Here is a 14,433-nt window from a genome sequence, read left to right as displayed (position 1 = left end):
GTCAACAAAGCGGTCTTACCGGGCGCCCGGGATGCGATTGTCGTGTGCTCGGCGTGTAAGTTCCGGGGCCGAGAGCCATGGAAGGGACCGATCCGGTGAACAAGAAGCTCGCAGCCGCACTGTCCGGCGGTGCGGTACTGGTACTGGCCTTGTCGGGTTGCGGAGACGACGGCAACGACAAGTTGGACTCCTGGGCCAAGCAGGTCTGCGACGCGGTCCAGCCGCAGGCCAAGAAGATCGAGGCGGCCAACGCCGCGATCCAGAAGGAGACCTCGGACAACAGCGCGCCGGCCGACGTCCAGAAGACGGACTCCAAGGCGTTCCAGGACATGTCCGACGCGTACAAGGCGATCGGTGACGCCGTCGACAAGGCGGGCGCCCCGAACGTCGACGACGGCAAGACGAAGCAGCAGAACGCCGTCAAGGAGCTGGACAAGATCTCGACGTCGTACGCCGACCTGAAGAAGCAGGTCGACAAGTTGAACACCGGCGACCAGGCGAAGTTCGCCGAGGGCCTCAAGGACATCGCGGGCGAGCTCGACAAGCTGAGCCAGTCCGGCAGCGATGCCCTGAAGAACCTGGAGGAGGGCGACGTGGGCAAGGCGATGGCCAAGCAGGAGAGCTGCAAGAGCGCGTCCGCCACGCCGTCGGCCTCCTAGTACCTGCCTGTCCCCGACGCCCCCAGCGCCGCGCCTTCCTCCGCGCGGCACCGGGGGCGACGTCGTGCCGGGGGCGCCGCCACGGAGCGGGAAGCCGTCACAATGGAGGGGTGAGTTCTCCCGCTGCCCCCGCCCTGCCCGCCGCCGACCGACCCGACGTCGCCGCCGCCCTGCGCGCCGCCCTGCTCGCCGCCGAATTCACCGCCGACGGCCTGCTCGAACTGCTCGGCGCGCCCGCCTACGCGGCGCTCGCCCGCAGTGAGACCGTGCCCGCGCTGCGCGCCACCCGGGGGGACTCGCCCCTGGAGACGCTCGTCCGGCTCTTCCTGCTGCAACAACCCGTACCGCGCGAACGCGTCGCCGAGGTGCTGCCCCTCGACGCGTGCCGGGCGAGCGGGTGGCTGCGGGAGACCGGTGACGGGGCGACCGCCGCGGTGGCCGCCACCGTCGACGTACGCCCGTACGGCGGACCCGACGGTGAGGACTGGTTCATCGTCTCCGACCTCGGCTGCGCGGTCGGTGGCGCCGGTGGCATCGGCAGCCACGCGGAAGGCGTCGTGCTCGGCGTCGGCGGGGCGTCCACCACGCTCGCCGGCATCACCGTCCGTACGCCCGTCGCGTCCGCCCTCGACCTCGGTACCGGCTCCGGGATCCAGGCCCTGCACGCGGCACGCCACGCCACCCGCGTCACCGCGACCGACCTCAACCCCCGCGCGCTGCACATCACCGCGCTCACCCTCGCCCTGTCCGGCGTGCCCGCCGCCGAGCTGCGCGAGGGCTCGCTGTACGAGCCCGTCGGCGAGGGGGCCGACGCGACGTACGACCTGATCGTGTCGAACCCGCCGTTCGTCATCTCGCCCGGGGCGCGGCTCACCTACCGCGACGGCGGGATGGGCGGGGACGATCTGTGCCGCTCGCTCGTTCAGGGAGCGGGAGAGCATCTCAACGAGGGGGGATACGCGCAGTTCCTGGCCAACTGGCAGCACGTGGACGGGGAGGAGTGGACCGAGCGGCTGCGCTCCTGGGTGCCGCGCGGCTGCGACGCCTGGATCGTCCAGCGCGAGGTGCAGGACATCACGCAGTACGCCGAGCTGTGGCTGCGCGACGCCGGTGACCACCGCGCCGATCCCGCCGAGTACGCGGCGCGGTACGACGCGTGGCTCGACGAGTTCGAGGCGCGCAAGGTGACCGCTGTCGGGTTCGGGTGGATCACCCTCAGGAAGACCGGCTCCGACGAGCCGTCCATCGTCGTCGAGGAGTGGCCGCACCCGGTCGAGCAGCCGCTCGGCGAGACGGTACGGGCGCACTTCGAGCGGATCGACTGGCTGCGCACGCACGACGACGCGGCGCTGCTGGAGTCCTCGTTCGTGCTCGCCGGTGAGGTCGTGCAGGAGCAGGTCGGGCTGCCGGGCGCCGAGGACCCGGAGCACGTCGTGCTGCGGCAGGGGCGCGGGATGCGCCGGGCGACGAAGGTGGACACGGTCGGCGCCGGGTTCGCGGGCGTGTGCGACGGGACGCTGAGCGCCGGGCGGATCCTCGACGCCATCGCGCAACTCGTCGGCGAGGAGCAGGTGTTGCTGCGCGACCGCACTCCGGCACAGATCCGTACGCTGGTCGAGCAGGGATTCCTGGAGCCGTCCGGCCCCGCGGCACCGCTCGGCTGACTCCTCTTCGCCTTGCGCTGCCCGGCAGTTCACCCGGAATTCCGCTGCCCGTGCCAGCGTCACCGCCTGGGCGGCGGGGGCTGTCCCGACAGGGGGGAGGCAAGGCGATGGAGAGTGCACCTGCGGTCTTCGCGGGCACGGTGTTCGCGCTGTTCGGCGCGGGGCTCGTCGTGTGGACGGGGGTCCGCGCGGCGCACCATGAGCCGGTGGCGTACGGGGTGCGCCCGGTGGCGTCGGCGGTGCTCGCCGGGGCGGCGGGTGTGGGGTTCCTGGCGTTGGCGGCGTGGTGTTTCGGCCAGGTGTGACACGGAGCGCCTGACGCCCGGTCAAAGCTGCCCGCATGTACGGCGACGCCCGCCTCCGGAGTGGTCCGGGGCGGGCGTCGGCGCGTGGCGCCAGGGGGTGCCGGGGGCGGTGTCAGCCGCGCAGTACCCGGCCCTGACCGTCGGTGCGGTCGTTGCTCGTGAAGAAGAGAATCGCGTCGATCAGGGCCCAGATGCCCAGGCCGCCGCAGGTGAGGAGCTGGGCGACGCCCACGCCGGCGTTGCCGACGTAGAACCGGCCGATGCCCAGGCCGCCCAGGAAGAGCTGGAGGACGCCCGCCACGATCTTCGACTTGTCGGAGTACGGGCGGCCCTGCGGGTCGTAGCCGTACGGGGCGTTCGGGTCGGACGGGGCGGGCTGAGCGGGGTGCGACATGGCGGATGGCTCCTTGGGGACAGCAATAGGGCGCGGCAGAGCCACGCTCCTGAGCGGAAGTGTGAGGCGGACGCGCGGTGGGGGACGTGGCGCGGCCTCGGAGAGCCCAAAAGTAAGGGCAGTCGGTCAGGTGACGGCGATTTCGGCGTGGATCGTGGCGGGTTTGTGACCTGTGTGCCGTCCGCACCCATCGGCGGTCGGGGAAACGCCGGGTGACGCGAAGTCAGGTCACGTTGCGCAGGATCGCCCAGGCGACCGCGGCGAGCAGGATCGCCGCCTGCGTGCGCGGCCTCGGTGTCGGTCGCCAGCGGCGCCCGCGAAACCCTTCGTAGGCCCAACGGGCGAGCAGGGCCAGGGCGAACGGGGCGGCGAGCAGCAATGCCCGGTTGTCGTGCCAGGCCATGCCGAACCGGCCGTGCATCAGGTCGTAGACCATGCGCGTCCCGCCGCACGCCGGGCACAGCAGCCCGGTGACGAGCCGGAAGGGACAGCGCGGCAGCCAGTGCCCCGACTCGTGCGGATCTGTGCCGTACAGGTAGAGAGCGCCCGCGAACCCGGCGGCCAGAACCCCCAGGGGCGCTGCCGCCGGGTGGCGCAGGACGGGCGGCAGCCGGTCAGCCGCGGAGGACACGGCCGTTGGAATCGGTGGTGTTGCTGCTGGTCAGCAGGATGATGCCGTCGATCAGGGCCCAGATGCCGAATCCGCCGCAGGTGAACAGTTGAGCGAGACCGATGCCGACGTTGCCGATGTAGAAACGGCCGACGCCGAGGGTGCCCAGGAAGAGCTGGAGGACACCGGCGACGATCTTCGACTTGTCCGAGTACGGGCGACCGTAGGGGTCGTAGCCGAACGGCGCGTTCGGGTCGTAGGCGACGGGCATCCCGGGCTGGGGCTGGGGCGGGTAGGCGCCGCCGGCGGGAGCGGAGCCGGGGTACGGGTAGCCGTAGGTGGGCTGGCCGCCCTGCGGGGGCTGGCCGGGCTGGCCCGGAGCGGCGCCGTAGCCGGGCTGCGGGCCCTGCTGCGGGTAGCCGTAGGGGTTCGCGCCGGGCTGTTCCTGCGGGGGCTGCTGGCCGTAGGGGTTGCTGTCGGACATGGGGATGCTCCTGGGTCGGGATGCCGGTGGGGACGAGCCGGGGCTTCCCTCGGGCTCCCCCAGCCGTCCGCCATCTTGTCAGGAGGAGATAAAGGAGGGGAGTGAGGGAGCGCGACCGGAGCGCAATGGGGACTTTCGTGACAGGAACGTGGCCCTTCGCGGCACGCACAGTGATCTTGCGGCTACCCGGAGGCGAAGGGTCCGCTCCCGGGTCCGGGGGCAGGATCACGAGGAGTCGGGTTACCGTTCCGAGTGGCTGCTGCGTGCTTTTCCCGTTTGACACACCGGCGGGAGGTACCGTCACACTCCGCAGCAGTGCTGTAGTCACCGACGGGACACCGTCAAAAAAGCAGCCTCAACCGCCGACCGGAGAGAAGAGCGAAGTTGTCCCCGACCAGCGAGACCGCACAGGGCGGCCGCCGACTCGTCATCGTCGAGTCGCCCGCCAAGGCGAAGACGATCAAGGGCTATCTCGGCCCTGGGTACGTCGTCGAAGCGAGCGTCGGGCACATCCGCGACCTCCCCAGCGGGGCGGCCGAGGTCCCCGAGAAGTACACCGGCGAGGTGCGCCGCCTCGGCGTGGACGTCAACAACGACTTCCAGCCCATCTATGTCGTCAACGCCGACAAGAAGGCCCAGGTCAAGAAGCTCAAGGACCTGCTGAAGGATTCCGACGAACTCTTCCTCGCCACCGATGAGGACCGCGAGGGCGAAGCCATCGCGTGGCACCTCCTGGAGGTCCTGAAGCCCAAGGTCCCCGTCCACCGGATGGTCTTCCACGAGATCACCAAGGACGCGATCCGCAGCGCCGTCGCCAACCCGCGCGAGCTCAACAAGCGGATGGTCGACGCCCAGGAGACCCGCCGCATCCTCGACCGTCTCTACGGCTACGAGGTCTCGCCGGTCCTGTGGAAGAAGGTCATGCCGAAGCTGTCGGCGGGCCGCGTCCAGTCCGTGGCGACCCGGCTCGTCGTCGAGCGGGAGCGCGAGCGCATCGCCTTCCGCTCCGCCGAGTACTGGGATCTGACCGGCACGTTCGCGACCGGCCGCGCCGGTGACCCCTCCGATCCGTCGTCGCTCGTCGCGCGCCTCAGCGCCGTCGACGGCAAGCGCATCGCGCAGGGCCGCGACTTCGACTCGCTCGGCCAGATCAAGGGCGGGAACTCGGCGAACACCCTGCACCTGGACGAGGCGAACGCGCGTGCGCTCGCCGCCGCCCTCCAGGACACGTCGTTCGCCGTCCGCTCCGTCGAGTCCAAGCCGTACCGCCGCTCGCCGTACGCCCCGTTCCGTACGACGACGCTGCAACAGGAGGCGTCGCGCAAGCTGGGCTTCGGCGCCAAGGCGACCATGCAGGTGGCCCAGAAGCTGTACGAGAACGGCTTCATCACCTATATGCGTACGGACTCCACGACGCTGTCGGACACGGCCGTCTCGGCCGCCCGCGCGCAGGTCACGCAGTTGTACGGCGCCGACTACCTGCCGGACAAGCCGCGCACGTACGCCGGCAAGGTCAAGAACGCGCAGGAGGCGCACGAGGCGATCCGCCCCTCCGGCGACCGCTTCCGCACGCCTGCCGAGACCGGTCTGACCGGCGACCAGTTCAAGCTGTACGAGCTGATCTGGAAGCGCACCGTCGCCTCCCAGATGAAGGACGCGGTCGGCAACTCGGTCACCGTCAAGATCGCGGGCCGCTCCAGCGACGGCCGGGACGCCGAGTTCAGCGCGTCCGGCAAGACCATCACCTTCCACGGCTTCCTCAAGGCCTACGTGGAGGGCGCCGACGACCCGAACGCGGAGCTGGACGACCGCGAGCGCCGCCTCCCGCAGGTCACCGAGGGCGACCCGCTGACCGCCGAGGAGCTGTCGGTCGACGGGCACGCGACCAAGCCGCCGGCCCGCTACACCGAGGCCTCGCTGGTCAAGGAGCTGGAAGAGCGCGAGATCGGCCGCCCGTCGACGTACGCGTCGATCATCGGCACGATCCTCGACCGCGGCTACGTCTTCAAGAAGGGGACCGCGCTGGTCCCCTCCTTCCTGTCGTTCGCCGTCGTCAACCTGCTGGAGAAGCACTTCGGCCGGCTCGTCGACTACGACTTCACCGCCAAGATGGAGGACGACCTCGACCGCATCGCGCGGGGCGAGGCCCGGTCCGTACCGTGGCTGAAGCGTTTCTACTTCGGCGCCGAGGCGTCCGGCAACGGCGCCGCCGCGAGCGCCGACCCCAGCGCGGCCGACGCGGGCAACGGGGACGGGGACCACCTCGGCGGCCTCAAGGAGCTCGTCACGGACCTGGGCGCCATCGACGCCCGCGAGGTCTCGTCCTTCCCGGTCGGCAACGACATCGTGCTCCGGGTGGGGCGCTACGGCCCCTACATCGAGCGCGGCGAGCGCGACTCCGAGAACCACCAGCGCGCGGACGTCCCCGAGGACCTCGCCCCCGACGAACTGTCGGTGGAGTACGCGGAGGAACTCCTCGCCAAGCCGAGCGGCGACTTCGAGCTGGGCACGGACCCGGCCAGCGGCCACCAGATCATCGCCAAGGACGGGCGCTACGGTCCGTACGTCACCGAGGTGCTGCCCGAGGGCACCCCGAAGACCGGCAAGAACGCGGTGAAGCCGCGTACCGCCTCCCTCTTCAAGAGCATGTCGCTCGACACGGTGACCCTGGAGGACGCGCTCAAGCTGATGTCGCTGCCGCGCGTGGTGGGGACCGACGCCGAGGGCGTCGAGATCACCGCGCAGAACGGGCGGTACGGGCCGTACCTGAAGAAGGGCACGGACTCGCGCTCCCTGACGAGCGAGGACCAGCTCTTCACCATCACGCTCGAAGAGGCCCTGGAGATCTACGCGCAGCCCAAGCAGCGCGGGCGCGCGGCGGCCAAGCCGCCGCTGAAGGAGCTCGGCGAGGATCCGGTCAGCGGGAAGCCGGTCGTGGTGAAGGACGGCCGTTTCGGCGCGTACGTCACCGACGGCGAGACGAACGCCACACTGCGCTCCGGGGACTCCGTGGAGGAGATCACGCCCGAGCGCGGCTACGAGCTGCTCGCGGAGAAGCGGGCCAAGGGCCCCGCCAAGAAGACGGCGAAGAAGACCGCTGCCAAGAAGGCGCCCGCGAAGAAGGCACCCGCCAAGAAGGCGGCGGCCAAGAAGACGGCGGCGAAGACGACCACCGCCAAGAAGACCGCTGCCAAGAAGGCGCCCGCGAAGAAGGCGGCACCGGCCGAGTAGGACCACGTATGTGGAGTGGGCGCCTCCGGGATCCTTTCCCGGGGGCGTCCATTTGTTCGGGTGGGCACCCGGAGTGTCGGTCCGTCCCGATAGGCTGGACGAATGACCCGTGCCGAGCAGCCAACGGCCCCCCCCACGGCCCCAGACAACGCCCTGGTAGCGGACTCCCGAGAGCGCGCCGTGCGCGCCCTCCTGCGCGTACCTCAGTTGAGGCGACTGTGGTCCGCGCAGCTCGTCGGCGGGGTGGGTGATGCGCTCGGGCTGCTTGTGCTCGTGGTGCTCGCCCTCCAGGCGGCCATCGCCCAGGGCTCGTTCGGCGGTGGGTACCGGGGCGCGGCCTTCGCCGTCGCCGCGGTGTTCGGGGCGCGCATCCTGTCGACGCTGCTGTTCGGCGCCGTCCTGCTCGGACCGCTGACCTCGCTGACGACCCCCGGCGGGCCCCTCGACCGGCGCTGGACCATGGTCGGCGCCGACGGGCTGCGGGCCGCACTGCTGATCGTCGCGCCCCTGTGGATCGACTGGACCCCGGACAACGCACCGGCGCTGATCCTCGTGACAACGTTCGTCGCCGGGGTCGCCGAGCGGTTCTGGACCGTCGCCAAGGAGAGCGCCGCCCCGGCCCTGCTGCCCGCGCCGCCCCTGGAGGGCGCGGCCGTACGGCCGTTGCCCGATCACATGGACGCGCTGCGCCGCCTCTCGTTGCGCACCGGCTTCGTGGCGATCCCGCTGGCCGCGGCCGTACTCGTCCTCGTGACGCTCATCGAGAACCTGATCGGCGCGGGCGTCGACTGGTTCGCGCAGCACCAGGTCGCGCTGGCCTCCTACGTGGGCGCGGGGCTGTTCGCCGCCTCGCTGTCCGTCGTCTTCTTCCTCGAACTGCCCGGAACGCAGACCCCGCGCGCGCGCTCGCCCCTCGAAGGGCTGCGCCGCCCGAAGACCGGCAGCGGCGTCGACAAGGGCCGCACCGGTGCGATCCCGCTGCTCGTCCTCGCCTGCGCCGCCGTCGCCGCGGCGATCGCCGCCGCCGTCGCCGTGTCCGTACTGCACGCCAAGGATCTGGGCGGGGGCCCGGTCACGTTCGGGCTGCTCGTGCTCGGCCTGACCGGCGGCACCGTCGTCGGCATCCGCACCGCGCCGACCGTGCTGCCGACCCTGTCCCGGCGCCGCCTGCTCGCGCTCGCCATCGCGCTCACCGGCATCGCGCTGCTCGCCGCCGGGCTCGTCCCCGACGTGACCACGGTCGTCCTGGTCGTCACCCTCGCCGGAGTCACCGCGGGCGTCACCGCGAACACCGGGCACACCCTGCTCGACCAGGAGAGCGAGGAGTACCGGCGGGCCCGCGTCACCGAGCACCTCCAAGCCGTCGTACGGGTCAGCGTCGCGCTCGGCGCCCTTGTCGCGCCCGTGCTCGCCGCGCTCATCGGCCCGCACCGCCTGGAGAACGGCAAGTTCGTCTTCGCGCACGGCGGCGCCGCGTTCACGCTGATGCTGGTGGGCGCACTGCTGCTGCCCGTCGCCGCCCTGGTCCTCGCCAAGGCCGACGACCGCAGCGGCGTACCCCTGCGGCACGACCTCAGGGACGCCCTGCTCAAGGGCAACGACCCGGCGCAGGCCCCGGCCGCCACCGGCTTCTTCATCGCCCTGGAGGGCGGCGACGGCGCAGGCAAGTCGACCCAGGCCGAGGCGCTCGCCGAGTGGATCCGCGGCAAGGGCCACGAGGTCGTGCTCACGCGCGAGCCGGGGGCCACGCCCGTCGGCAAGCGGCTGCGCTCGATCCTCCTCGACGTCTCCTCCGCAGGACTGTCGCACCGCGCCGAGGCCCTGCTGTACGCCGCCGACCGCGCCGAGCACGTCGACACCGTCGTACGGCCCGCCCTGGAGCGCGGCGCCGTCGTCATCTCCGACCGCTACATCGACTCGTCCGTCGCCTACCAGGGCGCGGGCCGCGACCTGTCGCCGACCGAGGTCGCCCGGATCAACCGGTGGGCCACCAGCGGGCTCGTCCCGCATCTGACGGTGCTGCTCGACGTCGACCCGGAGACCGCGCGCGAGCGGTTCACCGAGGCGCCCGACCGCCTCGAGTCGGAGCCGGTGGAGTTCCACGCGCGCGTGCGCTCCGGTTTCCTCACCCTTGCCGCCGGTGACCCCGGCCGCTACCTCGTGGTCGACGCGGGCCAGGAACCGGAAGCCGTGACGACCGTCCTGCGCCACCGTCTCGACGTCCTCCTGCCGCTCTCCGAAGCCGAGATCAAGGCGCAGGAAGAGGCCCGCAAGGCGGCCGAGGAGGAAGCGCGGCGCAAGGCCGAGGAAGAGGCCGCGCGCAAGGCCGAGGAAGAGCGCATCGAGCGTGAGCGTCAGGAACAGCTCGCCAAGCTGCGCGCCGAGGAGGAGGAGCGCAAGCGCCGCGAGCTGGAGGAGGCGCAGCGCATCGAGGCCGAGCGGCAGGCGGAGGAGGCCCGGCAGCGCGCCGAGGAGGCCCGCAAGAAGGCCGAGGCCGAGCAGGCCCGCCTCCTCGCCGAGGAACAGGCCCGCGCCGCCGAGGAGGAGCGCCGCCGCAAGCAGGCCGAGGAAGAAGCGCGGCTTCGCGCGGAGGCCGAGGAACGGCGCCTGGAGAAGCAGCGCAAGGCGGAGGAGGCGCTGATCCGCGCGGAGGAGGCGCGACGCCTCGCGGCTCAGGCCGCGCAGGCCGCCCAGGCGGCGCGCGCGAGCACGTCCGGTTCGACCGGGACCGGGCCGCGGCCGGGCTCCGACACCACCGGGACCGCCGTGACCGGTTCGGCCGCGTCCGCCTGGGCCGGGTCGAGCCGGGCGGCGGACCTCCGCAAGCCCGCCGCGCCCGACACGGCTGCCACACCCTCCGAACCGGCCGCGCCGGCCGCACCGGTGAAGCCCGCCGCGCCCGCCGCGCCGCCCGTGCCGGACAACGAGACGACGGTGCCGACGCCGATCGTGCGGCCGAAGGCGCCGTCCGACGCCGAGGAGACCGCGGTGCTGCCGCCCGTGCGGGACGCCGAGGAGACGACCCGGTTGCCGATGCCGCCCGCCGGTGCCACCGATGAGACGGCGGTCCTCCCGCAGTTCTCCGACGCGGCCGAGGACAGGGTGCCGCAGGGGTACTTCCGCGACGAACCGGTCGCGTCGCCGCCGGAGACCGGCGCCGAACGCACGGCGGAGCTGCCGCAGCTCGACGAGGAGGGCCGACCGCGCCGCCGCCCGCGCCCCGACTGGGCGGAGGAGACGCCGCTGGACGACCTGCCGACGCTGGCGGACGAACTGCTGGGCGGCCAGGACGACGATGACGCCCCCCGGGGCGAGGGCGACGGCAAGGGCCGCAAGGGGCGGCGCCGGTAGCCGGGAGACGAACGGCCGGGTGGGGCTCAGGGTTCAGGATTCAGGCCAGCCTGAGCTCCACCCAGTCGACGGTGTCGCCGTCCAGTCGGTACCGGTCGGTCTCGACGGTGAACCCGGCCCGTTCCGCGAAGCGCAGACCCGCCGTGTTCGAGGCGAGAAGGACCGTCTCGATGTGCTCGGCGCCCAGCGCCCGGGCCGTGCCGAGTCCACGCTCGTACAGGGCGGTGCCGAAGCCCCGTCCCCGGTGCTCGGGCAGCACCCGCGAGATCACCGTGGCGACCCCGTCCCGCGGGGCCCGCACCGTCGAGCAGCCGACGAGGACGTCCCCGGCGTAGGCGACCTCCAGGACGTGACGCCCGGCTCGTTCGGCGACATCGTCGAGGGAGAGATACGCCGAGGCGACCGGCACGATCGTGTTGTGCACGTGCTGCCAGTCGGCGATCAGGGCGCTGTGCGCGGCGCCGGTGCCGGTGCCGGTGCCGGTGCCGGAAGGGGCGTCTTGGGGCGCGGCGCCGGTCAGGGTCTCGACGCGGAGATCGGTGGTGGTCATCCGCGTAGCCAATCCGGTGCGGACGGTGTTGTCAGTGGCGCCCGGCACAATGGCGGGAGCAGGAGAAAGGGCGGTATCCCCATGGCCGTATGGGACGACCTGGTCGGTCAGGAGCGCGTGATCGCGGAGCTGGACGCGGCCGCGCGGGACGCGGACGCCCTGGTGACCGCCGCCGGGTCCGGCACGCCGCCGCCCTCCGGATCGAAGATGACACACGCCTGGCTGTTCACCGGGCCGCCGGGCGCGGGCCGGGTCACCGCCGCTCGGGCCTTCGCGGCGGCGCTCCAGTGCACGTCGCCGGACAGAGCGCTCGGCGGCGCCCCCGGCTGCGGATTCTGCGACGGCTGCCACACCGCGCTGCTCGGTACGCACGCCGACGTCTCGACCGTGGCCGCGGTCGGCACGCAGATTCTGGCCGAGGACATGCGCGACACCGTCCGCAAGTCGTACACGTCACCGGCGACCGGCCGCTGGCAGGTGATCCTCGTGGAGGACGCCGAGCGGCTCAACGAGAAATCGGCGAACGCCGTGCTCAAGGCCGTCGAGGAGCCCGCCCCGCGCACGGTGTGGCTGCTGTGCGCGCCCTCGGTGGAGGACGTGCTGCCCACGATCCGCTCCCGTTGCCGCCTGCTGACGCTGAGCACGCCCGCCGTCGAAGCCGTCGCCGACATGCTCGTACGACGCGACGGCATCGAGCCCGAACTCGCCGCCACCGCCGCCCGCGCCACCCAGGGCCACATCGACCGGGCCCGGCGCCTGGCCACGGACCCGCGCGCGCGGGAGCGCAGAGCCGCCGTGCTGAAGGTGCCGCTGCGCGTCGAGGACGTCGGGGGCTGCCTCAAGGCGGCGCAGGAGCTGGTCGACGCGGCGGCGGAGGACTCCAAGCAGCTCGCCGAGGAAGTCGACACCAAGGAGACCGACGAGCTGAAGGCGGCACTCGGCGCGCAGAGCGGCGGACGGATGCCGCGCGGCACGGCCGGTGTCATGAAGGACCTGGAGGACAAGCAGAAGCGGCGCCGGACGCGTTCCCAGCGCGACTCGCTCGACCTGGCGCTCACCGAACTGACCGGCGTCTACCGGGACGTCCTCGCCCTCCAACTCGGCTCGCGGGTGGCGCTCGCCAACACCGACATCCAGGACGCCCTGGAGCGGCTGGCGCGGAGCACGTCACCGGAGTCGACGCTCAGACGCATCGAGGCGATCGGTGCGTGCCGGGACGCCCTGGACCGCAATGTGGCCCCGCTGCTCGCGGTCGAAGCCATGACGTTGGCGCTGCGGGCCGGATAGGGGCGCGGCGGCACTCCGGAGAGGACCGTGACGATCACGGCGAGGGCTACCGAAAGTGACCCGGCGCGCGCAGACCGTTACGCTCGCCCGATGGACCTCAGGCGCCACCTCTTCACCGACCACCGCCACCGCGCACCGCTTGTCGCCGCCGTCACCGGATTGCTGCTGACCGGCATCTCGGCCTGCTCGTCAGGGAGTTCGGCCTCCACGGACGTCTCGCTCGCCGCTCTGCCCAGCTCCGACCAGACCCGGCTGAGCGCCTACTACGACCAGGCGCCGAAGTGGCACAAGTGCGGAGCCTCCGGTTTCGAATGCGCAACGCTCAGGGCGCCGCTCGACTACGAGAAGCCGTCCGGCGGGGACATCGAGCTCGCGGTCTCCCGCAAGAAGGCCACGGGCCCGGGCAAGCGCCTCGGCTCGCTCCTCGTCAACCCGGGCGGCCCCGGCGGCTCCGCGATCGGCTACCTCCAGTCGTACGCGGGCATCGGCTACCCGAAGAAGATCCGTGCCGCCTACGACATGGTCGCCGTCGACCCGCGCGGTGTGGCGCGCAGCGCACCCGTCACCTGCCTCGACGGCAAGCAGATGGACACCTACACGCAGACCGACGTCACCCCCGACGACGCCGGTGAACGCAGCAAGCTCTCGGCCGCCTTCGACACGTTCGCGTCCGGCTGCGAGACGAAGGACCGGACCTCCCGCCGGATCCTGCCCCATGTCTCCACGGTGGAGGCGGCCCGCGACATGGACCTCGTACGCGCGGCCGTCGGCGACGAGAAGCTGAACTACGTCGGCGCCTCCTACGGCACGTTCCTCGGCGCGACGTACGCGGGCCTGTACCCGGAGCGGGTCGGGCGGCTCGTGCTGGACGGGGCGATGGACCCGTCGCTGTCGGCCCGCGACATGAACCGGCAGCAGACCGCCGGGTTCGAGACCGCGTTCACCTCCTTCGCGAAGGACTGCGTGGCCCGCGCCGACTGCCCCCTCGGCACCGGCACCCCCGACCAGGCGGGGAAGCGGCTGAAGTCGTTCTTCACCAAGCTCGACCGCACCCCGATCGCCACCGGCGACCCCAACGGCCGCACACTCGGCGAGGCCCTCGCCACGACCGGCGTGATCGCCGCGATGTACGACGAGGGGGCCTGGCCGCAACTGCGCGAGGCGCTCACCTCGGCGATGAAGAAGGGTGATGGCGCGGGCCTGCTCGCCCTCTCCGACAGCTACTACGAGCGCGACCCCGACGGCACGTACACCAACCTGATGTTCGCCAACGCCGCCGTGAACTGCCTCGACCAGCCGCCGTCCTTCACCTCCGCGAAGGAGGTCGAGGACGCGCTGCCCTCCTTCGAGAAGGCGTCCCCGGTCTTCGGCACCGGCCTCGCCTGGTCCTCCCTGAACTGCGCGTCCTGGCCGGTGAAGGCGACCGGCGAGGCACACCGCATCACCGCCGACGGCGCCGCGCCCATCCTGGTGGTCGGCACCCTCCGCGACCCGGCCACCCCCTACCCCTGGGCCAAGGCCCTCGCCGGCCAGCTCTCCTCCGGCCGCCTCCTCACCTACGACGGCGACGGCCACACGGCGTACGGCCGCGGCAGCGACTGCATCGACGGCGCGATCAACACCTACCTGCTCACGGGCACCCCGCCGAAGGACGGAAAGCGCTGCTCGTGACGGGTGGCCCCGGGGCGCGCCCCTTGATCGGCGGAGACAAAAGGGTGCGCGGAGCACCCCGGAGGACCGTGTAGGATTGGCGACGTTGCTGACGCACTCCGGTGCGCGCGGCGGCGCCGCCTTAGCTCAGATGGCCAGAGCAACGCACTCGTAATGCGTAGGTCTCGGGTTCGAATCCCGAAGGCGGCTCTGTGGAAGCCCCAGAACTCACTCGCCGTGATCTGGGG

The 14,433-nt window shown here is 72.1% G+C and carries 11 protein-coding genes and 1 tRNA gene; 8 read left to right on the top strand and 4 right to left on the bottom strand.

Annotated elements, in window-relative coordinates; translation table 11 throughout:
* The first annotated feature begins 77 nt into the window (after positions 1-77).
* The 3 genes from ACIRF8_RS30740 to ACIRF8_RS30730 all read left to right on the top strand — a co-directional run bounded on the left by ACIRF8_RS30740 (position 78) and on the right by ACIRF8_RS30730 (position 2,628).
* The gene (locus ACIRF8_RS30740) at positions 78-659 is read left to right on the top strand and encodes a small secreted protein (protein WP_404220060.1); all 582 of its coding nucleotides are present in this window, start codon (positions 78-80) and stop codon (positions 657-659) included.
* Between the two features lie 110 nt (positions 660-769).
* Entirely contained in the window at positions 770-2,323 is a 1,554-nt protein-coding gene (locus ACIRF8_RS30735; protein WP_404220058.1) for a methyltransferase, read from the top strand.
* 107 nt (positions 2,324-2,430) lie between these two features.
* Complete coding sequence (locus ACIRF8_RS30730) at positions 2,431-2,628, top strand: hypothetical protein (protein ID WP_404220056.1); 198 nt, start codon at positions 2,431-2,433, stop codon at positions 2,626-2,628.
* Positions 2,629-2,740: 112 nt separating this feature from the next.
* Here the strand turns inward: ACIRF8_RS30730 and ACIRF8_RS30725 are convergent, their stop codons facing one another.
* The 3 genes from ACIRF8_RS30725 to ACIRF8_RS30715 all read right to left on the bottom strand — a co-directional run bounded on the left by ACIRF8_RS30725 (position 2,741) and on the right by ACIRF8_RS30715 (position 4,116).
* Positions 2,741-3,022, bottom strand: a complete 282-nt coding sequence (locus ACIRF8_RS30725; protein ID WP_404220054.1) for a TM2 domain-containing protein — start codon at positions 3,020-3,022, stop codon at positions 2,741-2,743.
* 223 nt (positions 3,023-3,245) lie between these two features.
* The gene (locus tag ACIRF8_RS30720) at positions 3,246-3,653 is read right to left on the bottom strand and encodes a DUF2752 domain-containing protein (protein ID WP_404220052.1); all 408 of its coding nucleotides are present in this window, start codon (positions 3,651-3,653) and stop codon (positions 3,246-3,248) included.
* A complete protein-coding gene (locus ACIRF8_RS30715; RefSeq protein ID WP_404220050.1) occupies positions 3,637-4,116 on the bottom strand; it encodes an NINE protein in 480 nt (159 codons plus the stop codon). Before ACIRF8_RS30715 ends, ACIRF8_RS30720 begins: the two co-directional genes overlap by 17 nt.
* Positions 4,117-4,500: 384 nt before the next feature.
* On the opposite strand from ACIRF8_RS30715, the gene topA reads away from it, so the two are divergent.
* Together topA and tmk are read left to right on the top strand one after the other, a co-directional pair.
* Complete coding sequence (gene topA, locus ACIRF8_RS30710; protein ID WP_404220048.1) at positions 4,501-7,347, top strand: type I DNA topoisomerase; 2,847 nt, start codon at positions 4,501-4,503, stop codon at positions 7,345-7,347.
* 102 nt (positions 7,348-7,449) lie between these two features.
* Positions 7,450-10,698: a dTMP kinase gene (gene tmk, locus ACIRF8_RS30705; RefSeq protein WP_404220046.1), complete on the top strand. Its 3,249-nt coding sequence runs from the start codon at positions 7,450-7,452 to the stop codon at positions 10,696-10,698.
* A 40-nt stretch (positions 10,699-10,738) separates the two neighbouring features.
* Here the strand turns inward: tmk and ACIRF8_RS30700 are convergent, their stop codons facing one another.
* Complete coding sequence (locus ACIRF8_RS30700) at positions 10,739-11,248, bottom strand: GNAT family N-acetyltransferase (RefSeq protein ID WP_404220044.1); 510 nt, start codon at positions 11,246-11,248, stop codon at positions 10,739-10,741.
* Positions 11,249-11,329: 81 nt separating this feature from the next.
* Here ACIRF8_RS30700 and ACIRF8_RS30695 point away from each other — a divergent pair, with 81 nt between their 5' ends.
* The 3 genes from ACIRF8_RS30695 (at position 11,330) to ACIRF8_RS30685 (ending at position 14,395) form a co-directional block, all read left to right on the top strand.
* Positions 11,330-12,535: a DNA polymerase III subunit delta' gene (locus tag ACIRF8_RS30695; protein WP_404220042.1), complete on the top strand. Its 1,206-nt coding sequence runs from the start codon at positions 11,330-11,332 to the stop codon at positions 12,533-12,535.
* Positions 12,536-12,625: 90 nt separating this feature from the next.
* Entirely contained in the window at positions 12,626-14,206 is a 1,581-nt protein-coding gene (locus ACIRF8_RS30690) for an alpha/beta hydrolase (protein ID WP_404220040.1), read from the top strand.
* Between the two features lie 115 nt (positions 14,207-14,321).
* Positions 14,322-14,395, top strand: a tRNA-Thr gene (locus tag ACIRF8_RS30685).
* Positions 14,396-14,433 lie beyond the last annotated feature (38 nt).

This window comes from Streptomyces sp. NPDC102406, from assembly GCF_044765725.1.
In the GTDB taxonomy this organism is placed as follows: Bacteria; Actinomycetota; Actinomycetes; order Streptomycetales; family Streptomycetaceae; genus Streptomyces.
The sequence above is the reverse complement of the archived record's forward strand: the minus strand, read 5'-3'. Positions and strand labels throughout refer to the sequence as shown.